Source organism: Oleiharenicola sp. Vm1, from assembly GCF_047777955.1.
Lineage (GTDB): Bacteria > Verrucomicrobiota > Verrucomicrobiia > Opitutales > Opitutaceae > Didemnitutus.
In genome coordinates, this window is sequence record NZ_CP180537.1 from 1,274,460 (window position 1) to 1,297,580 (window position 23,121).

At 63.0% G+C, this 23,121-nt stretch carries 24 protein-coding genes; 5 read left to right on the plus strand and 19 right to left on the minus strand.

The genetic code is table 11. The features are described from left to right. Nucleotides 1-47: 47 nt before the first annotated feature. From ACMYLB_RS06620 to ACMYLB_RS06695, 16 genes are all read right to left on the minus strand, one after another. The gene (locus ACMYLB_RS06620) at nt 48-1,247 is read right to left on the minus strand and encodes a GspE/PulE family protein (RefSeq protein ID WP_415910157.1); all 1,200 of its coding nucleotides are present in this window, start codon (nt 1,245-1,247) and stop codon (nt 48-50) included. Further along, on the minus strand, nt 1,247-2,647 hold the full coding sequence (locus tag ACMYLB_RS06625) for a type II secretion system protein GspD (protein WP_415910158.1): 1,401 nt from the start codon (nt 2,645-2,647) through the stop codon (nt 1,247-1,249). Before ACMYLB_RS06625 ends, ACMYLB_RS06620 begins: the two co-directional genes overlap by 1 nt. A gap of 12 nt (nt 2,648-2,659) precedes the next feature. After that, nucleotides 2,660-4,834 carry an InlB B-repeat-containing protein gene (locus ACMYLB_RS06630; protein ID WP_415910159.1) on the minus strand — a complete coding sequence of 725 codons (2,175 nt, stop codon included), beginning with the start codon at nt 4,832-4,834 and terminating at the stop codon, nt 2,660-2,662. After that, nucleotides 4,831-5,679 carry a hypothetical protein gene (locus ACMYLB_RS06635; RefSeq protein WP_415910160.1) on the minus strand — a complete coding sequence of 283 codons (849 nt, stop codon included), beginning with the start codon at nt 5,677-5,679 and terminating at the stop codon, nt 4,831-4,833. The genes ACMYLB_RS06630 and ACMYLB_RS06635 overlap by 4 nt, the downstream gene beginning before the upstream one ends. Nucleotides 5,680-5,759: 80 nt before the next feature. Further along, nucleotides 5,760-6,962 (minus strand): type II secretion system F family protein, encoded by a 1,203-nt coding sequence (locus tag ACMYLB_RS06640; RefSeq protein ID WP_415910161.1) that lies wholly within the window; start codon nt 6,960-6,962, stop codon nt 5,760-5,762. 2 nt (nt 6,963-6,964) lie between these two features. Beyond that, nucleotides 6,965-7,708, minus strand: a complete 744-nt coding sequence (locus tag ACMYLB_RS06645) for a hypothetical protein (RefSeq protein WP_415910162.1) — start codon at nt 7,706-7,708, stop codon at nt 6,965-6,967. Beyond that, on the minus strand, nt 7,705-8,670 hold the full coding sequence (locus ACMYLB_RS06650) for a TrbI/VirB10 family protein (protein WP_415910163.1): 966 nt from the start codon (nt 8,668-8,670) through the stop codon (nt 7,705-7,707). Before ACMYLB_RS06650 ends, ACMYLB_RS06645 begins: the two co-directional genes overlap by 4 nt. Next, the gene (locus tag ACMYLB_RS06655) at nt 8,667-9,488 is read right to left on the minus strand and encodes a hypothetical protein (RefSeq protein ID WP_415910164.1); all 822 of its coding nucleotides are present in this window, start codon (nt 9,486-9,488) and stop codon (nt 8,667-8,669) included. Before ACMYLB_RS06655 ends, ACMYLB_RS06650 begins: the two co-directional genes overlap by 4 nt. Beyond that, the gene (locus ACMYLB_RS06660) at nt 9,464-10,126 is read right to left on the minus strand and encodes a hypothetical protein (protein ID WP_415910165.1); all 663 of its coding nucleotides are present in this window, start codon (nt 10,124-10,126) and stop codon (nt 9,464-9,466) included. The genes ACMYLB_RS06655 and ACMYLB_RS06660 overlap by 25 nt, the downstream gene beginning before the upstream one ends. Nucleotides 10,127-10,134: 8 nt before the next feature. Then, on the minus strand, nt 10,135-11,151 hold the full coding sequence (locus ACMYLB_RS06665) for a hypothetical protein (RefSeq protein ID WP_415910166.1): 1,017 nt from the start codon (nt 11,149-11,151) through the stop codon (nt 10,135-10,137). Beyond that, nucleotides 11,151-11,411 (minus strand): hypothetical protein, encoded by a 261-nt coding sequence (locus ACMYLB_RS06670; RefSeq protein ID WP_415910167.1) that lies wholly within the window; start codon nt 11,409-11,411, stop codon nt 11,151-11,153. The genes ACMYLB_RS06665 and ACMYLB_RS06670 overlap by 1 nt, the downstream gene beginning before the upstream one ends. Continuing rightward, the gene (locus ACMYLB_RS06675; protein WP_415910168.1) at nt 11,408-12,220 is read right to left on the minus strand and encodes a hypothetical protein; all 813 of its coding nucleotides are present in this window, start codon (nt 12,218-12,220) and stop codon (nt 11,408-11,410) included. The genes ACMYLB_RS06670 and ACMYLB_RS06675 overlap by 4 nt, the downstream gene beginning before the upstream one ends. Beyond that, the gene (locus ACMYLB_RS06680; RefSeq protein ID WP_415910169.1) at nt 12,217-12,444 is read right to left on the minus strand and encodes a hypothetical protein; all 228 of its coding nucleotides are present in this window, start codon (nt 12,442-12,444) and stop codon (nt 12,217-12,219) included. The genes ACMYLB_RS06675 and ACMYLB_RS06680 overlap by 4 nt, the downstream gene beginning before the upstream one ends. Before the next feature lie 16 nt (nt 12,445-12,460). Beyond that, nucleotides 12,461-15,082, minus strand: a complete 2,622-nt coding sequence (locus ACMYLB_RS06685; protein WP_415910170.1) for a VirB4 family type IV secretion system protein — start codon at nt 15,080-15,082, stop codon at nt 12,461-12,463. Beyond that, a complete protein-coding gene (locus ACMYLB_RS06690; protein WP_415910171.1) occupies nt 15,079-15,255 on the minus strand; it encodes a hypothetical protein in 177 nt (58 codons plus the stop codon). The genes ACMYLB_RS06685 and ACMYLB_RS06690 overlap by 4 nt, the downstream gene beginning before the upstream one ends. Before the next feature lie 149 nt (nt 15,256-15,404). Then, nucleotides 15,405-15,692, minus strand: a complete 288-nt coding sequence (locus ACMYLB_RS06695; protein WP_415910172.1) for a hypothetical protein — start codon at nt 15,690-15,692, stop codon at nt 15,405-15,407. A 67-nt stretch (nt 15,693-15,759) separates the two neighbouring features. Between ACMYLB_RS06695 and ACMYLB_RS06700 the strand changes: the two genes are divergently transcribed. Both ACMYLB_RS06700 and ACMYLB_RS06705 read left to right on the plus strand, forming a co-directional pair. Further along, complete coding sequence (locus ACMYLB_RS06700; RefSeq protein WP_415910173.1) at nt 15,760-16,218, plus strand: hypothetical protein; 459 nt, start codon at nt 15,760-15,762, stop codon at nt 16,216-16,218. Nucleotides 16,219-16,250: 32 nt separating this feature from the next. Continuing rightward, nucleotides 16,251-17,120, plus strand: a complete 870-nt coding sequence (locus ACMYLB_RS06705; RefSeq protein ID WP_415910174.1) for an AAA family ATPase — start codon at nt 16,251-16,253, stop codon at nt 17,118-17,120. A gap of 683 nt (nt 17,121-17,803) precedes the next feature. Here the strand turns inward: ACMYLB_RS06705 and ACMYLB_RS06710 are convergent. The 3 genes from ACMYLB_RS06710 to ACMYLB_RS06720 are packed head-to-tail and all read right to left on the minus strand — an operon-like array spanning nt 17,804 to nt 19,407. Then, on the minus strand, nt 17,804-18,316 hold the full coding sequence (locus ACMYLB_RS06710; protein WP_415910175.1) for a hypothetical protein: 513 nt from the start codon (nt 18,314-18,316) through the stop codon (nt 17,804-17,806). Continuing rightward, complete coding sequence (locus ACMYLB_RS06715) at nt 18,313-19,020, minus strand: hypothetical protein (RefSeq protein ID WP_415910176.1); 708 nt, start codon at nt 19,018-19,020, stop codon at nt 18,313-18,315. Before ACMYLB_RS06715 ends, ACMYLB_RS06710 begins: the two co-directional genes overlap by 4 nt. A 3-nt stretch (nt 19,021-19,023) precedes the next feature. Continuing rightward, nucleotides 19,024-19,407, minus strand: a complete 384-nt coding sequence (locus tag ACMYLB_RS06720) for a hypothetical protein (protein WP_415910177.1) — start codon at nt 19,405-19,407, stop codon at nt 19,024-19,026. Between the two features lie 319 nt (nt 19,408-19,726). Here ACMYLB_RS06720 and mobF point away from each other — a divergent pair, with 319 nt between their 5' ends. The 3 genes from mobF to ACMYLB_RS06735 all read left to right on the plus strand — a co-directional run bounded on the left by mobF (nt 19,727) and on the right by ACMYLB_RS06735 (nt 23,029). Continuing rightward, nucleotides 19,727-22,369, plus strand: a complete 2,643-nt coding sequence (mobF, locus tag ACMYLB_RS06725) for a MobF family relaxase (RefSeq protein ID WP_415910178.1) — start codon at nt 19,727-19,729, stop codon at nt 22,367-22,369. Beyond that, on the plus strand, nt 22,366-22,716 hold the full coding sequence (locus tag ACMYLB_RS06730) for a hypothetical protein (RefSeq protein ID WP_415910179.1): 351 nt from the start codon (nt 22,366-22,368) through the stop codon (nt 22,714-22,716). The genes mobF and ACMYLB_RS06730 overlap by 4 nt, the downstream gene beginning before the upstream one ends. 121 nt (nt 22,717-22,837) lie before the next feature. Beyond that, nucleotides 22,838-23,029 carry a hypothetical protein gene (locus ACMYLB_RS06735; protein ID WP_415910180.1) on the plus strand — a complete coding sequence of 64 codons (192 nt, stop codon included), beginning with the start codon at nt 22,838-22,840 and terminating at the stop codon, nt 23,027-23,029. Nucleotides 23,030-23,121 lie beyond the last annotated feature (92 nt).

Below are 23,121 nucleotides of genomic sequence, written 5' to 3' on the forward strand. Positions count from 1 at the left end.
TGCTGTTGGTTTTGGTTGGGGGCCGCGGCCGCATAGCCCGTTGAAAATCAGAGAACCCGTGCGACCTCCTCGACGGTGGTGAGCCCTGCCGCCGCGGCGTGCAGGCCGCTGCTCCAAAGGGTGGGCAAGCCTTCGCGATCGCGGAGCGCGACCAGGTCCGCCAAGGGCGCGTCGGCGGTAATCAAAGGGATGAACTTCTTCGCTGGGATCACCTCGTGGACGGCCAGCCGGCCCCGGAATCCCCGGCCGTGGCACGCTGCGCAACCGGTCGGCGCGTAGAACACCGCATCCGCCATCGCGTGGCGCTCACGCAGCAGGTCATTCTCCGGATGCATCTGGCGGCAGGCGGGACACAGCCGGCGCACCAAGCGCTGCGCGGCAACCAAACGGAGCGAAGCCGCAATGAGAAAACTCTCCACACCGAGGTCCCGCAGGCGAGGAATCGCCGACAAGGCATCGTTCGTGTGCAGCGTGGAAAGGACGAGGTGCCCGGTGAGCGCGCCACGAATGGCAAGTTGAGCCGTCTCGGCGTCGCGCGTCTCGCCGACCAACATCACATCGGGGTTCTGACGAAGGAGCGCGCGCAACGATGCGGCGAACGTCAGTCCGATCTTCTCTCGGATCTCGGTTTGCCGAATCGCAGTGAATTCGTATTCGACCGGGTCCTCCAACGTGTGGATCACCCGGCCGCGGTGGTCCAAGGCATGCAGGGCCGCATGCAGCGTCGTGGTCTTTCCCGAACCCGTGGGTCCGGTCAGGAGAATCAATCCCGCCGGACCGGTCAGCGCATCCCGCATGGCCTGGGCTTGGACGGACGTGAGGCCCAGCTCATCGAGGGACTGCGCGGGCATCGTCTGGTCGAGAAGCCGGACGACCAGATTTTCGCCATACACGGTGGGCACAGTGCTCAACCGCAGATGATAGCGCCGTCCTCCCTCCTTGAGCGTGGCGCGGCCATCTTGGGGAAGCCGGCGCTCCGTGATGTCCATACCCCCGTAAATTTTCCCGCGAGAAAGCAGCGCATCCCGTTGTGCCAAGGCAACCGTGGTGTGGTCTCGCATTTCGCCATCCAATCGAAACCGCACGAGCAGCCCGCCTTCCTTGGGTTCGAAATGGATGTCGCTGGCTCCCTCGTTGGCGGCGGCTCGGAGAATTGCATCAAGCATGCGGCTCGCCTCGCCCGTGGAGTCGATGTTGGGGAGAACCGGCGCGGACCGGCCCCGAAGGCTCTGGAGGAGTTCGCGCATTACTGGATGAGCCGCGGGGTCAGGAAGATCACGAGTTCCGTGCGGTTCCTGAGTGTCGCCTTCGTGCGGAAGGCATGACCCAAGACGGGCACCGCGCCGAGGACCGGCACGGAGCGGGTCGTCTGGCCGTGGTCCTCTGAGATCAGACCGCCGATAACGGCGGTTTCACCATCCCGTAGGCGAACAATGGTCGAAGCCTGCTTCACCTCCGTGACCGGCGCCGTTTGCTTTCCGTCAGGACTGGTGACGATGGCCTGCAGACGCGTGATCGCGGGCAGGATGTCCAAGGTGATGACGCCATCGTTATCGATCTGCGGCGTCACGGCCAGAATCGTGCCGATGGTGATCGTGGAGATGGAGAACGTCTCCTGCGTCTGATTGTAGGGAACGGTCGTGCCCGTCTGCTGGTAGGTCGTTGCCTGTTGCAAACGGAAGAACGGCCGATCCTCCCCCACCTTGATAAAGGCGGTTTGATTGTTCAGGGCGCGGAGCCGAGGCTGAGCCACGGTGCTGACCTCGCCTTGTTGCTTGAGCGCCTGGATTACCGCCGTGGCCCTACCAAATCCCAGATTCGCACTGAAGGTATCAACAGCGAGAACCGAGCCACCGACTCCGGCGACATTGAGGGGCGCTCCGGCACTGATCCTCACATCACCTGCAGCAGCGGTGGCCATCTCCCAATCGACGCCCAGCTTCTGCTCGTCCCGCAGCGTGACTTCAACCAGCCGAGCCTCGATCTCAACCTGCCGCGAAATCCGCCGATTGACCATTGAGATGAAGTTCCCGACGGCTTCATGGGTGGAGCGTGTCGCCGTGACCTGGGCTACCCCGCTGAAGCGATTGACGACGAGTGACTCTCCATCCTGCAGCATCGCGCGCAGCTCCGCCTCCAGTCCGGTCCAGAACGTGTTCGGGTTCTCCTGTGAGATCGAGACCTGCGTGGCGTCCGCAGCACTGCCGTTCGTCTGATTGAGCTGAGAAATTGCCGACGTGCCCTGGTTCTGATTGCCAATCCCGGTCGAGCCGCCACCGGTGCCGCCGAGCGTAATCGAAGCGCTCCCCGAACCCGACCGCGACAGTTGCGGGTAATCGATGGCGTAGAGGACGGTTTTGCGGCGACGCACCACGACGCCTTCACCTTCCTCCTCGAAATAGTAACCAGTGGGACCGGTCAGCGAGGCCAAGGCGTTGCGCAGCGTGCCTCCGTGGATCTCGACGGTGACATCTCCTTTAACGTCAGGTTCGATGAGGATGGTGGTATGCGTCGCCCGTCCGAGGGATCGCAGCGCCGCAGGCAGCGGAGCCGAATCGAATCGCAAGCGGTCGATGGGCTGGTCGAGGTTCACGGCGGCGACCGCGCAGCTGCCGAGGCAGAGATAGAGAGAGAAGGATGATTTCATGATGTAACGGGTTCAGGGGCGTTCGATGACGTAGGGGGCGCTGCCCGGCGTCGCCTCGGTTTGCAGGAGCAGCCGGGCAAGCGGCCGATACTTCACGGTCGCGGCAGCTACCGCGTTGAATGTCCGGCTGACTCCCGGAGCGGGAAGGTAGATGCCATCGCCGGGTTGCTGGGCCTCCACGACAATCGCCCCGGCCCCCGTAATCATCAGTTGATTGCCGGTGATGTTGGCAGGACCGCTGACGACGGCGTAGGTCACCGGCAGACCTGAAGTCGCCGTGGCGTTCAACGTGACCGGCCCGGCGCCAAGGCTCTGATCTGGGAGCACGGGAAACGAAATCGTCTGGGCCGACTTCGGCACGAAGAGTGCCTGAATGGATCTCGCCCCGGTCATGAGCACCGCGACAGCGCCCGCGGAGCCGCTGGCATCACCGGCCCAGCCGGTGAATCGGAAGTTCGGTGCGGCCGTGGCAGAAACGGTTACCGTCGTGCCGTGCGGATAGTTGCCGCCAGCCGTCACGGAGCCACCGGTGGAGGCGGCAGTGACAAGCGGATAGGATTTGAGAGCGAAGACGGCTTGCACCGACTTGCTCCGATCCATCGTGACCGCGAGGGGATTGGCGGAGCCGGAGGCGTCGCCACTCCACCCGGAAAAATCATGAATCGCATCGGGGGTGGCCGTGACCCATGTAACGGTGCCATTCGCGTAGACGCCGCCACCCGAGACCGTGCCACCGGCACCGGCGGAAGTGCTAAGGGTGTATTGAGCCGGAGGAGCATTTCCGACCGTGACCGTCTGCGAGATGACGGCGGAGACGGCGCCGCTGGCATCGACCGCTTGCGCGGTGAACGTGACCACCTGAGGCCCGGAGTCGCTTGAAGGGTTGCCCGAATCAGCGCTGTAACCGGAGCCACCGCCCCCAAACGCGAAGGGGCTGCCGTTTTTCCATACGTTCACCTGAGTCAGGTTGCCGTCCGCATCTTCACCTCGCGCGGCAACCGAGTAGCTCGCCTGATGCGCGACGCTCCCTGGCGTCGAGATCCAGCTGATCGTTGGAGCCCGGTTCACCGGGGGCGCAGCGGTGACAGTGATCGACACCGAGCCCGAATGAACCCAGCCGCTGCCGTCATTCGCCGCCGCACGGATCGTGTAGACGCCCACGTCGCTGAACGTGAAGGTCGCGGTGCGAGTGGAGTCGGCCGTGCTGCCCACCGGGCCGCCTTGAAACGGCTCTCCAGCCGAAAATCCGCCCTGGAAGTTCCAGTCGCCTGCCGGCCGCTGGATATCGAGGTTGTGATTGGTGAGATTGCCGTCGGCGTCGGTGGCCCGGCTGCTCAGGGTAAGCGTCGTGCCTTGGGTAACCGATTGGGTGCCCGGGACAGTCAGCGCAACCGAGGGGGCCTGATTCGCCGGAGCCTCGATGTTCACGACATGCGTGATTATCGGGGAGGTTGCCCCGGTTGCATCCACCGCTTGGGCCGTGAACACCACCGTCTGCGGGCCGTTGTCGCTCGTGGGGTTTCCCGAATCTTGGTCGCGACCATCGCCGCCACCGGCAAATGCGAAGGGCTGCCCGTTCTTCCAGACATTTACCTGAGTGAGGTCGCCATCGTCATCGTGGCCATGGGCTGTAACCGAATAACCCTGGCCGTGGCCCGCGGAAGCGGGCGCCACCGTCCAGCTGATGGTCGGTGGCGAACTGTTGCTCCAGCCATCACGAAACCATGTCTCCGTCCAGACCGTGGTCGCATAGGTTCCGGTTCGGTCGGTGCGGTATTCATAAAACCGGAGCGTATATTGCCCCGCAGGAACCCCGGAGATGTTCCAATCGCCCCACAAACTGCCGTCCGCCGGACTTCCGTCGACCGCGAAGATGTTGATGAAAGACGACACATTGCTGATCGAACCGATGGTAGCGCTCACATTGGCTCCACCCGTGCGGTAATGCGTCGCGGAAACGCGACCGAGGAGATTGCCTCCGGCGTCGCGCAGTTCGATGCGGCCCGGTGCGCTGGATTGCGGGTAGTCGTCACCGAACCAATCCACCTGAAAGCTGACGGTGTAGCCGCCGGCGGGGATCGTGATGGTCCGATTTGTGACGACGAATACTGTGGTGTAAGGCGCGGCTTCAGCCGTCGCGAAACCGAGCCCGAGAAGGAGAAAGAGGGTGAGAATGAGTCTGTTCATTGGAGCGTGACGGATGCGTTTTCCCGGAGGTGGAAACGCAGGGACTCGACGCCCGGCCAGACAGCGCCGCGATTGAGGGTGATGAGGCGTCCGCCGAGAATCTCGGGCGTGACAGTTGCCCCACTATTTGCCGGTGCCGTGAAAGCCGCCGGGGTGTTGTTGAACGACACGAACGCTTGTTCGGTCGGATGGTTGTTGTTCACCGTGAGCGTGAACTTCGGCAGGACGATGCGACGCACACAGAACCGGCTGGTCTGGGTCAGGCCACCAGGTCCCGTCGTCCACGCCGCCGCTTGGGCCGCCGTCAGGCGAGCAAGCCAGTAGGCCGGCAGCCCGGCACTACGGCTCTCCCAGTCGTGATTCCAAATGGCATCGAACCATGCGGCTCCCGGCTCGTAAGCGGGCAAAGCGAGCTGTTCGGCCCGACCCGCAAGGCTTATGAGCAGAAACCTCTGCCGGCCGTTCTCGGCCGGGGCCGCGAACAGCAGACGAGGGTTGCCGTTGGCATTGAATGCGATCTTCGCAATCTCAGGCTGAACCGCGGCGGTCGGGGCCAACCCGATGGACGGAGTGATTCCCCGCAACCGAGCGACCTTGGCAAACCATGATGAAGCGTCGGTGGTCGCATACGGCAACGTGGTAGAAGTCGAAAACTGGGTTGGTGAATCCGTCGCCCCGATGGTTCCCGGCAACGCGGCGATGTTGTGTGCCGACAGGTCGGTCGCTTCGAACGAACGGGTGATCACCTCGGCGATTTCCGCGAGGGAACGTTTCTCGGCTTCACGTTGAGTGCGCTCGATGATGTCGCGCGCGGAGGGCAACAGGACGGCCGTGAGAACGCCCATGACAAAGAGAACGAGGACGATTTCCAGGAGCGAGAACCCCCGGGTTGCGATTCGGCGTTTGGAGCAAGAGTGAATCATGGTCAGTGGGCGTTGACGCCGCCGAGCAGCGAGACGAGGGGGAGAAAGAACGAGAGAGCGATGGCTCCGACGGCCGCGGCGAGCAGCCCCAGCAGCACCGGTTCCAGCAGCGCGAGCGCAGCGGCAAGGCGCTCCCGTGCCCGGCTGGATGCGTAGTCTTCGACGTGGCGCAGCGCCGCACTCAACTGACCAGTGGTCTCCCCAGCCTTGAGCGCGGGCACGAGAAAGCGTGGAAAGGCACTGTCCTTCGGTAGAGCTGCGTAGAGTGGCCGGCCCAAGGCCACGGACTCCCGAGCGCGCAACAACTGCGCCTCCAGCACGGAATGTCCGGTCAGCTTTGCACCTGTCGAAAGGGCGTCTAACAACGGGATGCCGGCGTCGTGTAAGAGCCGGCAGTGACCCGCAAACCGGGCCGTCGCAAGCAGGCACAACGTCTCTCCCAGAATGGGAACCCGCAGAATGATTCGGTCACGAGCCGCGCGCAGACGCGGATGCCGGCTCGAGAACCAGGCCAGCCCTGCAATATGGGAAACCACGAGCACCAATGCATCCCAGTGATGGCGGGTCAGCTCACTGGTGCGAACGAGGAGGACGGTGATTGCGGGAAGTTCCACCCGCAGCGAGGTGAAGATTTCGGCAAACTTGGGAACGACACCGCCCAGAAGAAACGTGACCAAGCCAGCGGTGGCCGACAGCACGACGACCGGGTAGATCATTGCCCGTCGCGCGGTGCGCCGAAGGTCGTCAGCGCTGGCAACGTGGTGCGCCAGCCCTTGCAACGATTCGGGTAGCTGGGCCGAAACCTCCCCCGCCTCGATAACCGCAGCAAGGTGCGGCGGAAACACCCGAGGGAAATGACGGCACGCCTGATGGATCGGATGACCATGGGAGACTTCCCGGTGGACGTGCTCCAGAACCTGACGAATCGGCCCCGGCGGCGCATCTTCGGCGAGTTGCCGGAATGCCTCGTCAGCCGTCACTCCAGCACGCAGCTGCAGCTCGATCTGATGCAGCACCGGCACCAGGTCGCGCGCGGGAATAGCAAGCCTGGCGGCTTTGCGGTCAGGCTTCGCGACCGTGATTTCAACCGGCCAAAGCGAGCGCGCCCGCAATTCCTCGCGCAACTGGCGCGCATCGCGCGCGTTGAAGCGTCCGTGCTGGCGACGTCCCTGACGATCGATGAAGGTGGCAGCAAAGGCAGTCATCGTTAAAGCGGCAAGCGAACGCGGACTGGTTTGTCGGCGACGGGAACACGGAGGTATCGACCCGCGTGCTGGAACAGCACCGCATCCGGCTCCAGGCGGACCACCGTCAATGACTCGATGGTTTCGCCCGGTTCGACCGAGCGGCCATTGATCAGAGCACAGGGAGCGACACCGTGAATGAGGCCACCGACAGCGAGCGCTATTTCCCGGTTGGTCTCTTCCTCGGGGGCACGAACGGCGAAGGGATTGGCCTCTTCGGCTGGATCGCGGGCGACGACGGAGAGATCGATAACTCCGTCTGCATTGGGCGCGATTGCCGCAATCTCGGGCAAACTGGACCTCACCGGCAAGGATTGCGGCGGCGCAGACGGCTGAACTTGTGCCGCGACCTGCTCTTTCGTGGCTTCCGATGGCTTGTCCGGGATGACCGGCCCGTCCGGTGCGACGGCCACGGCAGTCGGATCGACTGCCAGGTGCGGGTTTGTCGCAACCAACGGTGTAATTGGCCGAAGATCCCAGCGTGATTCCGCCTCCAGCCGCTGAATCGCATGGGCCTCATGGCGGATCAATTCGTTGTCGGGGTCGACGTAAGCACCGAGGGTGTAGTGACCGACCACGGCAGGAATACGTGCGTCGGCTCGTTGGGCTGACTCGGCCAGGGGCAGCGGCCCGGGTGCCGTGACCAGCGGTGGCGAGGACTGACAGCCGACCAACAGGGTAAGAATGAGCGGCAAAAGCGTTTTCATGGTTTGGAATGGATCTCCTGGTTCAGAGCCACCGTGGACGGGCCTCCGTTGATGGTTTCGGTCACGTAAAGGTAGAAGGGCTTGCCGGCGCGGATGCGGAGGTAGAACCCGTCCTTCGCGATGGCCTCTCGAACCTGCTGGGCGTATTCACGCAGCACGGTGCTCACGCCCGCCAAAGAGGCGTTGCGCATGCTCGCAACCGGCAGATTGGACTCACCGATCAGCCCCGCCGTCGTCCGGGTATCTTGCAGCGCGGTGGTGGCCGACGAAAGGAACGTTGCGGTGAAAAGTCTCAGTTCGCGCCAGTCATCCGTGCGAATGACTTCACCGCGAAGACCGGCGGAACCATCGGTCTCGGCATTTGCCAGCGACCGTTCCAAGGCGATCCCGCTCACCCGTAGTTCGCGCGCGGACATCTCCCTCTGTTTGCGACAAATGATCGTCCAGGTGCCTTCGACCGCGAGTCGTTCACGGGCGCGGTCCAAGGCGGCGCGTCCGTGGACTTCAGCTCCCGCTGGAACGACCAAACGGCCGTTTTCCCACACGTCCTCGGTCACGATCCCGATCACCGGTGTCGCCAGCCGGTTCGACTCCAACATGACCACGGTCTCGCAGGGAATCATCCGTCCAAACGGCGCCATGGCGAGAGGGTCCAGCGATGCGGAGTCGCGTGACGCAGCAACCACGCTCAGCGGCAGCACTTTGGGTGCGATGCGTGCCGGCGTCGTTGTGGGAGCCGCCGAAGGTGTCGGGCTGGGAGGAACCGGTGGCTCGAACCGCGCACCGGTCCGCTGAATCACCTTGGGCAGGGGCGCTTGAGCCGTTGCCGCCGGATCTGGCATGCGGGACGCGGGGCGCTGGGTGCGCTGCCACCCAATGACGCCAGCGAGAAGAACGGCCAACACACCGATGACGACCAATTGTCCCGTCGGCGACTGGATGGACTGTGTATCCAGTTTCATTCGCGTGCCGCAGCGGCCGGCAACGCGACCGCAAAGGTGTTCTTTAAGGACAGACGGGCTTGGGAGCCGTCCGGATTCCCGGCTACTACCAAGTGAAAGACTGCCGCACGTCCGGCCGGAATAACCCCGTCCGCATCGGTCAGGCCCACGGGAAAGACGGTCGATCCGATTCTCACGCCGAGATGCGAAGGGGCGTAGCGATAGTCGTGTTCGCCTCGATTCTCGGCCCTGATCCGCAGCACCAACGCATCTTCGTCGGAGAAGCCGAACACCTCTTCGATTGCCGCCGTGAGTTCGCCGTGCACGCCGGAGGTATTCGGCGTGATGCGTTCGACGCGCTGCACCAGCGCCGGGTATTGCTGCGCCAGCACCGCGTAGTTCTTGGCCAGATCGAGCAGGGCCAGCAGGCGATCTGGCCGCGGACGCTGACTTGTCGCAGGCTCACCCGTCGGCTCGTAAAATGTGACGGTGCGATGTGGTTCGCCTTCTGACGTGAAGGCCAAAGCGTAGACCCGGTCTCGGAATACGACATTCGCCGCCGCCGTCGCGCCGGCACGGAGCGCGCGCACGGTGAAGAACCGTGTTCCCGCTTGGTGGGAAAGAAGCACCTGCGGTCTATCCTCGGGGCTCGTCGAGATACCGGCGGCATCAAGGGCAGTCACCGGTCCTGGAAACATCACCGTCGTGGGTGCGTCCGTTCCAATGCGCACCGTGTAGGTCGCGCGATCATCGAGCGGGTAGCGCAGCACCTGGCCGAGCGCCGTTCCGGCTCCGGCCAAGCAAAGGATCAGGGTCAGAAGGACAGTTCGTAGTTCCATACGGCGAGGGGAAAGCGGGCGTTGGCCGCGAGGTTGGGATTGCGCGCGAAGGTGAACCGCGCGGTGAAAGCAGGCGCTTCAGTGAATGATTGCTGCCCGACCGTGCCGGTCCGGATCAGCTGGCCCTCCGCCTGAACGAGCACGACATGCTCGCGAGTTTCGAGGACGGTGAGTTTCAAAACCTCCGCCTTCTGGTGGAGGTTCTTCCTCGAAAACTCCTCCGCGGCACGTGCCCAATCGGATCGGGCATGTTGCAGCGCCTCCGGGAGGAACAGCTTTTCGAGCAGTTCCGGTTGATCGAATCCCGTCGGATTGCGCTGTAGAAGCGCCAGACAGGCGAGCAACGCATGCTGTTCGTGGAGCCGGGTCGCGTCTTCAAAGCCGATCAGCGGACTGACGTGAAAAGAGCCGGCTCCATCAAGGATGACGACCCGCTCCTGAGTCCGATACGCGCGGATGATCAGAAATGGCTGCACGACGGTCAGACCGATGGCGCCAACCGCGACGAGAGACCAGATGCGCGCGGCCAGGGCCGGGTTGACGAATAGATCGAGCGGATGCCAACCCCGTGGCCGGGGCTGAGGCAGTTCGGTCCGATGGCGGGGAACGGTAGTTTCGCGTAAGGGAGATGGATTCATGGGCACGATCAAATCGTGGTTTGGGGAACCGGGAGCTGCGCCGACGGCATGACTGCGATCGGCTCAGGCGGCGGCACGGCAGGTGGTGGCGGCGGTATCGAGGGGACGGCCGGCCCCGACGGCCCGCCGTTCGTCCCGCTCGCCGGACCGCCCTTGCCGATGGCGGCAGGAAGCGCGGCACCTCCGGTCTTCAGGGACTTAACCATCCAAGCGAGTTGCTGGACGGCGTAGAGCTGTTGGAGTCCCGACTGACCTCCACCGGACAAGGGAGACCCCGAGCAAATCAGGGCCTGCATCAAGAACGGCGTCCCGATGGTGCCCAGAATCAGCCACAAAGCGGCCAGCAAGCCGCCGAGCAGACTCGCAAACGATGCGGCGTCGATCTCGCCGGGAGCCAGTCCATAGGCTGTCGCCAAATTTTGCTGGTAGGCGGTGAGAAGATGGTAGGCAACCAGCTCGGTGACGGCGAACCCGACCGGCCATGACAACACGGCGAGGGTTTGTTGCACATACCGCGTGCCCAAGGACGCGAGGGACGGCACGAGCATCAGCGCCAGTGCCACGGGCAGAAACAGGTAGCAAAGCAGCTTCAACAGATACTGGAGCAACAGAAACGGCAGTTGCAGCAGACTCGCGATCAGCACGACCAACTTTGCCGCCGCCCACAGCGTCGCGCGGTAAAGGGACTCGCCGACCCGGCGTAAACTGAACTCGTTGGGATTTTCCGCCACGCTGTCCCGGAGCAGGGTGGCGGCCTGCATCGGATGCTCCGTGTAGCGCTCGTTCACGGCATTCGCGACGTTCAGGAAAATCCGCTCCGTGAAGCTGAACCAGTGCGGCAAAGTCGCAATGAGTCCGATCAACAGCACGCTGCGCACCACCGGACGAATGAGGCTCTCCATGTCCGCGCGGGCCCGCTGCACCTGCAGCATGAGCCCGACGACGGCGACGAAGAAGACGACGAAACGCAGGGCATCGGTCAGTCCGATGATCGCGTCGCGCAGGCCTGGAGCGAAGTTCTCCATCAGTTTCTCCCTTCCTCGGGCCGCTGGCGCTGCTCTTCCATGCGAAGCCGCTCCGGGACCGGCGCTTTTTTGGAACCGGCGCCCGTATAGTCCGTGCGCGGGTCGATCTGGATGGATCGCTGCCAGTCGTTGACCGGTTTTGCCGGATGGTCGTAATCCGGGGGCATGAGCGGAGCCCGGCGCAATTCCCGGAACAGGAACACGCCTCCGACAAGCAACCCAAGCACGACGATGATCAGGATAGGAGTCATTTTCTTCATCGGCGGGTGTAGGTGTCGGGCGTGACGCGCACGCTGCGTTGCCAGACGTTGATGACGCCCAGCGACTGGCGCTCCTCGGCGATCTGCTTTTCCAGCAGGTCCTGCCGCTCCTTGGCGGCCTGATTCTCGTTCTGGATCTGTTGCGCCAGAAGCTTGTCGGCCTCGTCGCGCCGCTGGGCGGCCATCACGGCCAACTGTCCGTTGAGCGCCGCTACCTTGGTGTTGAGTTTGTCGACTTCGGCCTGGGTCGTGGCGGACTTCAGTGCGGACAGGGTCTCCGACAGGTCACGTTGAAGCGCCACCTGCCGCGTGGTCGTCTCATCAAACACGCGGGCCGCTTGATCGGCCTGCTGCTCTACCGTTGCGTAGCGCAAGTAGCTCGAACCCTGACGCTCGAAGGACTGACGTAACGAGGTCCGGTCATCCAGTTGCCCGTAGATGCCTTCGGCGGTTCGGCGTAGGGACGCCGTGGCGTCGGCCAACCTACGCACCACCCGCAGCGTCTCGCCATAGGTTCGCGCCAGTTCGTCCGGAGCCAGTCGATCGAGCACCACCTGCGAACCGGCGAGGCTCGGATTGCCGATGACTTCGCGGATACGACGCTGCTCGGCGAGCTGGTCCTCGAGCTGACGAATCTGGCGATTGAGCCCCTCAAGCTGCGTGGCCCATTGACGGAGCACCTCCAGGTGGCTGGCGGCCTGCGCGGATTGGATGGCACTGTTTACCGCCGTGTTGCCCGGATCGTGAACGATCCATTGTGCAAACAGCGCTGGCGTGAGGAAAAGGAAGGCGAGGAAGCGAGAGATCATGGGGTGCGGGGGATGCGAAGGGTATCGGTGAAGGGTTTCCGGATGACTCCGTCCTCGGTGCTTTCCGAACGGGTCACGGTGATGATTTCGTAATCGCGGTTTGCCGGCGCGGGGCGCTGGGCGTCCTGCAAGGCGCGGTAGCGCTCTCGCGCCGAACGAGCCGTGGCGCGGGCCGCATCCTCGCCGGTGTTATCCACCGGCTGGGGCGTGGCGCAGCCGCTCACGAGGAGGCAAATCAGGCTAGGCAGCAGGCGATATGGCATGGGAGGGAGTCTCCTTTCTGGGTTCAATGTGACGGAGCGTGCCGCACTGCGGCGGCTGCGCCGTGGGAGCGAAGTAGCAAAGCGAGGAGTAACGTCCGGAATCGGGCAGCTGCTCCGGCAGCGGGTAGCGCTGGATCACATCCAGTGCGCTTTCCGGCAGAGCGAGATCTGTGGCGAGATCGGCCAAGTCCGCCCGGTCGGACTGTCGCATCAGGAAAAACTGCTTGGCGTTGCCAATCACCGCCGGCCGCACGCGGGACTGGCGGAACTTGGCATATTGCTGGACGATGCTGACCGCCCAGCAGTTGAACTTGCGGAGCTGGGCGTAACTCTCCGCGACGATCTTCTCGCCACCGGGCACATCAAGGAAACGGGCGACCTCCTCGAACACTATGCGTTTTCGCTGCGCGCGCGGCAGGCCCAGGATTCGTTGTCGCGCAAAGCCGGAGACGAGGAGACCGGCGGCGGCTTTGAGTTCGACCGCCTGCTCGGGCACGTAACCGAGTTCAAAGTGCGCGACGCGACGGTTGAGCGACACATTGGTCACACCATCGAACATCTGCCCGTAGGCCCCGTCGGCACTCCAAGCCCGCAGGAGCGTCGCCAACCGATCGATTTCTTCTTTCGGATGCTCGGGCAGTCGGGCGTAGGCGAGGAGATCGACCAGCGCGCCATGCGTCGGGTGATCCGTCGGCCCAAAAAGGGCGCAGGCGGTTTGAGGGACGAGTCGCGAGGTCGCCGGGTCCTGGGCGAATGCGGTGAGCGTGGCCGGCTCGATCCGTCGCATGAACTCAATCACTTCGGATCGCGCGGAGGCTTCCCCTTCCCGCAACTCTGCAAATGCATCCAGCGGGGTAGCGCCAACCGGCATGCGTTGCCGCCAAAGATGAACTGCGCAGGCGAGGCGGCGAGCTTCCTCCACCCGGTCGGGATTGCGCCGTGCCCAGTCCGCGTAGGCATCATGGTAGAGCTGGTGCAGATACTGGGTGAGTTGAGCCCCGCGGAGGGCGAGTTTCTCCTCGCTGTCCGGAACTCCCACCATGCGTGACAGCAGGGCGACCGCACTCGCCAGATGCAGCTGCGAAAGCGGCAGCCCTTGGGTGTCGAGGTAGTTGATCGTGAATGCCGCATCCGGGTGGACGATGATGGGTTTGTCTCCGAGGGACTCCGTGAACGCCCGATAGGAAAGCCCCTCCTCAATGATGACCGTGTAGCTGAAGAGCGCGCCGGTCTGGAGCAGCAGGTCGTGCATCACGGCCGACTTGCCGGCTCCGGTCATCCCGAGCAAAATGGCGTGCTGCGGCGAACCCCGGAGTTCGGTGCTGACGCCCACCAGATTGTGGTGGCTGCCGTCATAGATCGCCTCGGCCCGATCCAACGCACCGGTGAAGGTCGCGGAGAAAGGCAGCAAATCGGAGAGGTAGTTGTCCTCGGCGTAGTGGTTCCGGTGCCGGTAGGAGGAGTGGGTCCAGCCGGGCCAGGAAGCGAAAAACAGCTTCTTCGCCGTGGTCGGGACGGAGCATTCGAAATACTGCGCGCCGTCCATGGCATGGATGGCCGCCTGCAGGGCGGATACTTTCTCCCGCAGCGCCTCGTGGGTCGGTGCCCACACGCGAATGATATAGCTGGCCTCGAACGGGCGAACAAAGCCCCCAGCGAGATTCTCCACCTTCCGCTCCTTCTTTCGCATGGCCACCACCAGCGAGTGCCGGCGGCGTTCGGTGTATTCACCGGCCAGTCGCTCGATGGCTTTTTCCTCACGATTGATCTCACCGCGTGCCTGCCCCGGGGTCAGGTTAACGGTGATACGATAGTCGAGGAACGGCAGTCCCGTCAGGTGAGTGACGATGCCGGGGTAGGTGCGTTGGGGCCAGCGGTCCAGCGTGAGAATGGCGTGGTAATTACCGTCAAGGTAGAAGCCACCGTCGGGTTGCCCGATACCTTCACCCAACCAGCACTGCTCTTGAATGGTGGCTTGCGGATCACAGGCCGGCAGCGGGCGGTTATCCCATGCGCCAAGCGAGGGATTGAGGAACTCCCGCAGGACGGCGCAGTGGTCCTCGTCGTCCATCGCCCGGACGATGGCCTCGCCATGAAAGAGGGTTCTCAGCGTGTCCGCAAAATCCGTGAACTGCGCGGACATTTCGGCGAGGACGGCTCCGTAGTGGGATCGGAGTCCGCCAACCGTGCGGGTGACGCCGGAGTAGCGGGTGATTTCCACGGACAGGAACACGGCGAGACGCTCCCGACGCAGGCTTCGGGCGTGCATGCGGGACCAGTAGCGGGAGAACCGCTCCGTGCGCAGGGCGCGCACGGCCTCGTCGGTGACCGACTGAGTCGCGTCGCGATAGGCCAGCAACTCCCGTCGATAGTCGGAGTCACATGACCACTGGAATTGAAGGCGGCGTCCAGGCGTGGCCAGTGCCAGCAAGGCCCGAATCTGGTCTTGGAGCACGTTGAGCTTCGCGAAGCTTGCTCCGCGAACGTCCGGCGGTTCGACCCAGAAGCCCTTTGCCGCAATGGCGCCGCGCTCGGGAAACCCATAAAGTATCATCCCGTCGCAGAACACACCGTTAGGGGCTTTGTCGTGGGGCCTCATTCGGTCAGCCCTCCTTGATCTGAGCCAACTCGGGTAAAGTTCCCGCCCCCGAGCCACTGTTCGATCATGTCCCGGTCGTAACCGCGCGGCTTGCCCTGCTTCAGGAGGAGCACCCATGCAACGACCGCAGCCAAGGGTGCTCCGGTTACCGCTGCCGCCAGCACGTAGGGCACGCGAAGCAGGATGCCGAGAACGGCGAAGAGAGCCAACGCACCCAGGACAGCAAGCAGGACCGGAAGGTATAGATTCCCATCGAGACCAAACGCCCGTCCGGACGAATCGTCTGCTGCATTGGTCTCAGTATGCCTTAGTTCCGTCATGCTCAGAACCGGGGGGTGATCACGGCATCCTGGAGGCCGAAGATCGTAAAAAGTGCCGCCATGATGGTCGCGGCCGCCGCGATAATGATTCCGGCAACGATGCCGGCCTTGCCGTCGGGATCGCCCTTGCTGATGGCGTTCGCCCCGGACCAGATCTTGATGACGCCCCAGAAAAACCCGAACATGAAGAGGACCGCCAAGGCCAAACCGAAGCCGTCCTTTAGCTGTTGGATCTGGCCGAATACCGGCTGGGGGAGGACGGCCGAAAGGAAGATGGAGTGGTTTGTCATCTACCCATAAACCCATAAGATAATTACGGCCTTGTCAAATCTTTTCCTATGGGTTTATGGGTATTCAATGACTTCCGAGGCTTCCGCACCGATCAAAGTGAGCTTTTCCTTCTACCCGGCGGACATGACGGCCCTGAATCACCAGACGGTGGAACTTAGGCGTCTGGGGGCGGCGGTGCGGCGCGGCACGGTGCTGCGCGCCTTAATCGAGCTGACGTCCGAAACCGAGATGTTCGCCGCCGCCGTTTTGCTTCACCGTGACTACAGCGCCAAGGGTGGGCCGCGCGAAACCGACAATGTCGCCGGAATACCCACCGTTGACCTGCCCTCTCGGCTGATCGCCAAACTCGACCAAGTCGTAACGGACCTTGCGGCCAAGGACATCTCGGCCAATCGCGCTTATGTGGTCAGGGCAGTGCTCCGAGCAGCTCCCAAACCGGAGGCCTGGGTAGCGGCAGTAAAGAAGTTTCTCGCGGACTTCCCGCGTCGCCCACGCACGGTGGGTAACCGCCCCAAAACGAAATGATCGCCCCGGATCGCCTTACGCTCCTTCGTGACTTGGAAACGCACCTGCGTTCCCGCCTGCGTGGACAGGACCATGTTATCGGGAAAGCCGCAGCGATTTTCACCCGCGGAGAAATGGGGCTTGTTCGACGCGATAAACCTCGGGGGACCCTTCTGGCGGTCGGTCCCACCGGCACCGGAAAAACCGAACTGGTTCTGCTGGCCGCGCAGCATCTGTTTGGCCCCGGTCATGTTTGCCGGCTCGATCTCTCCGAGTTCCAGCGAGACGATGCACTGGAACGGCTATTGGGCACGGGGGCAACCGACGATGGAGCGATTGGCCGCTACATGCCTGTTCCCTCTCCGCGGGTGTGGCTGTTCGACGAGGTGGAAAAGGCCCACCCCAAGGTTTTTGACCTGTTCATCCAGCTCCTTGAGCCGGGCCGGCTAACGCTGGCTAGCGGCAAGGTCGTCTCGTTCGTGGATGACTACGTTGCCTTCACCTCCAACGTCGGAGCCGGTGAGGCGATGCGCATGGCTCGCTCCAATCCGGCCAGCATCGAACAGGCGGTTCTGCGCCGTCTCGCCGAATGTCTTCGCCCCGAAATTCTGGCGAGAATTCCCGACAAGCTCGTGTTCGGCCGCCTTACTCCCGAGATCCAGCGGGAGATTGCTGAACTACACCTCCAGTCGGAGGTCGCCCGGCTTGGGCACGCGGGTTACGATCTACAGATTTCGCGCGATGCTTTGGAATTCCTGATTCGCGAGGGATTTCATCCGCAACTGGGCGCCCGGCCGCTCCGGCAGACCATCGAACGGCATTTACAGGACGCCGTGGTCAGGTCGCTTTTCGCCCATGGAGCCGCGTCAGGACGGATCGAAGTGGACTCCTCGCTAAATTGTCTGGCGTTGCGGCCGCTCTAACCAGAGCGAGCTAGGAATCGGTCATCATCGATAAACAAAAGCAATTCGTGGTTAAATCAAAGCCCCGCGCGGCGGCAGTCGCTATGCTTAACTAGCTCCGCTGAAACGAAGGGCCACGTAACAGCGGCGCGCCGCCGCTGCTATGGTATCTCCACGTGGCAAGAACCCACACAACTTTACCTCCTTCGAATCGCCTCAGCTTCCCGCCTCGATTCTGCCGAATCGCCGCGCCCTCACCCATGGTCCGGGAGTCAGCATCTATTGTGATCGGCAGCGGCCCAAGGATTGGCCGGAGCATGAGGTTACCGCGACCAAGATCCTGATCGCGCTAGAACCTGCGCGCTGTTGCGTGACTTGGTTGGGAGCGACCGGGCAAGAGCACAGCCGGGTGATCGGCCAAGGAGACCTCGTGATTCTCGCTCCAGGTATCCGCCACGCGAAGAGCTGGATGAATGAAGCGGGCATCATCATGCTCTACTTGAGTGAGAGCTGGCTGCGGCAGTTCAGCCATCCGGCCATAGAGGGGGTTATGATCGAATCATTCAGCGAACTAAACCTTCGCGATCCGCTGATCGGCGGCCTGACCAACGAAATCAGACAGACCTGCATCCCGCTGCGTGATGACAATCGGGCTCACGCCGTGGCGCTCGGACTTTGCCTGGCATCGAGAGTCGTGCAATCGGTTACGCGAGCCCGGGGCTCGTCCCGCGCGGTTGTGCGTCGTCTGAGCGGCGAGTCAATGCAGCGGGTTGCGAACTATGTTCAAGCGCATCTGGCGGATCGGATAGCAGCTCCCGGTGACGCACGATGCGGAATGAGCGGGCCACCGGCCCAAGCGATTTCTCCATGGCCTTGAGCTGGGTCACCGCATCGTTGACGGGCTGCCTAAGTTGGTTTTCGAGCTCCTTCCCCAGAATGGCGGGACGATTAGCCATTTCCTGCCGCACTTCGGTGAGCACGGCGTTCACACCCGCTATCGCATCTGCGGCGTCAGCCAGCGCCTCGATGCGGGTATCCAAGGCCGTCTTCAGCTCAACAATGGCCGCTTGGAGTGTGTCCTCGGAAGATTTCACGCGATGCCAGTGCCACGCGATGAGCAGATACACCGGATCCTCCGGATTCAGGCGGTGATGGGTCGCGACCCACTCCAGCTCCGGCGGCAGGTTATCGGCCTGCAACAGTTCCTCGGGAGTCATCCGATGAGTAAAGCCCGCGCTTTGGTAAATTCTCCCGCCATGCGCTCGTGGAAGCGAACACAGCGGGAGCGGTCGAGTAGATGAAGGCTGTCGGCGGTTCGCCCGCGACCGACCGTCAGGTTTGCCTGTTGCAGCCGGTTGCGGGTCACTTCGAAGAGACATGGCACATCGATCTCCACGGCCCCCAGTTCGGCCAGTCGGCGCCGGGAGTTACTCTGTCCATAAAGCGGCAGTGACTCGCTGTCGCGGAGGTTGCGGGCGACGAGCCATTGCACCCGCCCGGCATAACCGTCGATCAGCTCTGCGATCTGTGAGTTGGCGTCTTTATCGTCGGTCGCGATCAGCACGAACACCAACGCGCAGTTCAATTCGCTCTGTAGGTGTGGCAGCTGCGCCTCGTCAAGATAGGCCAACACCTTACTGCCGCCCGTCGCCCGGTTGTCGACCAGCACCACGTCGGCTTCATCGAGAGCATGGACAATCCGGTCGAGCACACCGAGTTTGTCGATGTCCACGTCGGTGTCGATAAACTCGGCCTCCGGCACGAGCCGGTTGAACGTGGAATTCGCGTGGTCGAGGTCGAAGGCCCTCACGCGGACCCTTTCTTCGGTGAGGTAGTCGTGGAGCAACGCGGCGACGAAGCTCTTTCCGATGCCGCCTTTGTCTTGGGGAAAAAGGATGATGCGTTTATCTGGAGTCTCCATGGTTCAGTAGTTGTCGCGCGCGATCTTCGGCCCGCGCTTGCCGTTGCCGGTTGCCGCCGGTCCGGGAGCGGAAGCCCCAAGAGCTGGAGCGACCTTGGCCGGCGCACCCGGCGGTCGCCCCGGGGCAGGCCTGGACGCCTGACCTTGGCGGGCTCGCTCGATCTCAGCCTTGGTGTAATGCCGGCGACAAAACACCCCGACAGCGGCGGGTGAGACCTTCAGCCCGTGCCGCGCGAAGGTCGCGGAAATCTGTTCGTAGCTCATGAACTTCGCCCGCTGCAGAAGGATGACGTCGCGAAACGGCCCGAGCAGACCACGGGTGTGAGCGGCGGGATCGTAGCGTCGGGCGTCGTCCATTAGGCGGCTGTGCAGATCAGGAGCATCCATCAATCCCGACAGTGTCACCTTATGGGTTTAAGTAAAACAAAAAGCTTATGGGTTATTCGCGCATCGAGTGGCAAAGTAGTGGTGAGCGAGTGGTGAAGTAGTGGCGGCTCTCGCCGCCTCCGCCTAACGACCGTTAGGGGTGGCGTGTCACGCATCTCAGAGGTAATAGGGTCAAGGCGGATGCTCACCATCGAGATTCCGTCATTGCTCCTTTCGCATCCAAACTAGGCAGTAAATATGAGGCTCCCGTAGCCTCTCCCAGTGCCTTCCTTATGGGTTTATGCTCGCTTTTCTTATGGGTTTAGCTAGCGATTGAGGCATGGTGAGATTCGACAAACCCTGCATTCGGGTGGACGGTGCTGTGAACTACTTCCGGCAACATCTACGCGTCGGCGACTACCTCTCGGAGGAAGGTCAGGCCGAAATGACGTGGTTTGGTGAAGGGGCCGCTCGCTTGGGTCTTGAAGGAGGGTGTCAATTGGAAGCCTTGGCGCGGCTCTGTGCAGGCCAGCATCCGACCACGGGCGCGAAGCTGGGGGCTCGCGACAAGGGCGGTAGCCGACGGGTCTGTTTTTTTGGACAAATCTCTGCCCCGAAGGATGTCTCCATCGCTCTGTTGGTCGGCGGCGATCAGCGCATCGCGGGATGGTGGCAAGAGGCCGTCCGAGAAACCTTGCAAGAGATCGAGGCCGCGACGGCCACGCGCGTCCGCCGCAACGGCGTGAATGCCGATCGCACGACCGGCAACATGGTCGCCGCCGTCGTCACCCATGACACCAGCCGGGCACTCGATCCCCAGCTGCACACCCATGTCTGTGTCCTCAACGTGACCTTCGATCCGGTCGAGAATCGCTGGAAAGGCGTCCAGCCTTACCAGTATTTCCGGCATCAGGGGTATTTTCGGGAGGTCTGCTACAACCGCCTCGCCCAGCTCATGCGCGAAGGTGGTTACACCTTGGACGCTCAATCCGGGATCGGCTTTGCCATCCGGGGGTTTCCGGAAGGGCTACGCGGTGAATTTAGCGAACGACGGGCGATGATTCTGGCGACCGCCCGGGCGCGCGGCGTCTCCGGCCAAGACGAACTGCAGAGCATCACCGGAGAAACCCGGGCCGCGAAGACTCACGCCACCGCCGCCGATCTACGCGCGAAGTGGGAAGCCCGGGCCGGCGACGAGCTGGCGGTGATCCGCAGCGTCATCGACGCCACCCGCTCGGGTTCCCCGGTGATACCAGCCATGACTCCGGATGAATGCCTTACAGCCGTGGAGGAGCACGTTTTTGAACGCAAATCCGTCGTAGCGTCACGGGACTTGTTGCGGGAAGCCCTGGTGTATTCCCGGGGAGCACTGCCTTTGTCCGCCCTACGACAGCGCTTACGGCAACGGATCGAGGCTGGTAAACTCCGGGAATCCGGAGACGAAGTGGCGTCCACCCGTGCGCTCCAGGCGGAGAACGAGTTCATCGCGTGGGCGGAAGCCGGGCGCACCGCGTGCCCAACGCTTGGTAGCAATCAACCCGCACCCAATCTCTCGCGCGAACAACGTGAGGCGGTGAATGGACTCCTCGCATCTACGTCCCGGATCAGCATCCTTGCCGGCGACGCCGGGACAGGGAAAACGACCTGCCTCAAAGCGGTGGTGGCAGGGATCGAAGCTGCCGGCGGTCAGGTCTTCGGCTGCGCACCGTCCTCGGGTGCAGTGGAGGTGCTCCGGCAGGAACTGACGCCCCATGCGGATACCGTGCAACAATTGTTGGTCAACCCCGCGCTCCAGCGGGCGACGCGAGACCGGGTGATTCTCGTGGACGAGGCCGGCCTCGTCTCGGTGAATCAGATGCGGGACCTGTGCCGACTCGCAGGGGCCAACGGCAATCGAGTCATTCTGATTGGGGACACGAAGCAGCATGCGTCGGTCGAAGCCGGAGATGCGCTACGCTGTCTGCACAAGTTTGCCCAGGTGCCGGTCGTGCGACTGACGCAGATTCGGCGCCAGCAGTCCCCGGAATATCGCCGGGCGGTGTCACGGCTCGCGAAGGGTGACGCCTTCGGCGCGTTCAATCACTTCGCGCGGCTGGGGGCCGTGCGGGAAATCGCCCAGTCCGAGGCCTTGCTGCGCACCGCGGCCGCCGACTACGCCGAACGCCTGCGCCGGGCGGAGAGCTGTCTCGCGATCTCCCCGGTATGGAAGGAAATTCACCTGTTCACCGACCGGGTTCGTTCCGAATTGCGTCGGACCGCCCACCTGCAGGGCGACGAGCGTCCAATTTCAACGGTGTTTTCGCTTCAGTGGACGAAGTCCCAGAAACGCGATGTTCGTAACTACCAACCCGGACAGGTAATCTTTTTTCACCGTTCCGTTGGCTCCTATGCCAAGGGCGAGCGGTTGACCGTCCAGGCCCGCGAGGGCGAGGCGCTGCGGGTTGCGTTCGAAGATGGGGGCACGGCTTGGTTCAGTCCTCGGGCCGGGGTCGGTTTCGACGTCGGTATTGCCCGAGAAATCGGCGTCACCGTCGGGGACCGGCTGCTGATCCGCGCCAATTGCAAGCCAGCGCGGCTCCGCAATGGCGACATCGTCGAGGTCACGGGATTCGAACCCAACGGCAGTATTAAACTGCGAGACGGCAGGACAATTCCGACACTGTTCAGGGAATTCTCTCATGGCTATGCCACCACTTCCCATGCTGCCCAGGGCAAAACAGTCGATCACGGCATTCTGATCATGGCGGAGGCAGGTATTGCCGCCGGTAATCTGAAACAGGCTTACGTCTCGAACTCCCGCTTCCGCCTCAGCCAAACGATCTACACCACGGATCGTCACGAAGCACGTGCGGCGATGATGTCGTCGGGAGACCGGACGCTGGCCCGTGAGTTAGGCGAATCGCCTATGCCGCCAGCCGTGCGGACGCCGGCGCTGCGGCCAACGGTCAGGAGCGGTGCGCTCGGGCCAGGAGGAGGCGCATGAGCATCGACGCCCATCCCGGTAAGGCACCGCTCGCTCCGCCGGCGCCCCGTGCTTGGGGCGCACTCGTGTCGGATCGTCAAACCAGCCAGGTGCTGCGGCTGGTGTTGGCCGACCGTTCCGTGTCGTTCCCGATTGGTGAACTGAAACGCTGGGAGCATATCGCCGGCGGACAGGAGTCGCTCATCATTCAGACGAGTCGGGAGATCGTCACGGTCGAGGGACAGCACCTGACGGAAGTGCGGCAGGCTCTCGATGACCTGCGGCTGCGCGAACTGCGCATCCCTGCAACCAAGGCTACGGCACGCACCGGTCCGGTGGTCCGCCGGATAACCATTGAACCGGCATGAGGCATGGCGTTAAGGAACAGCCACACCAACCAGCTCGATTTTTTCTCCGAGCTTACGCATGAGCGGACTCCTAGCATACGGACGGATGGCGGAAGCGCACTGGCGGGAACACCTCCCGCGGATGGTGCGCGACCTGGAGGCACAGGGCCGACTCCAACAGGCGCTGATCGAAGCGCAGGAACAGGCGGCAGCCGAAATGGATCGCCTGATCCGGGATCTGTCCCGGCAGGGTCTCAACCCGCAACAAGCTCACGATCGGGCTTGGGAGCTGGTGAGAGAGAAATACCTCCTGCTGCCGCCGGAGCAGACCTGATTCCCCTTCACAACGGCCGCAACTATCGTCCGACGGACGCCGACCAAGTCGGCGAGGGCTCACTTAAGGAGAAGTTCCGACAGAACATCACG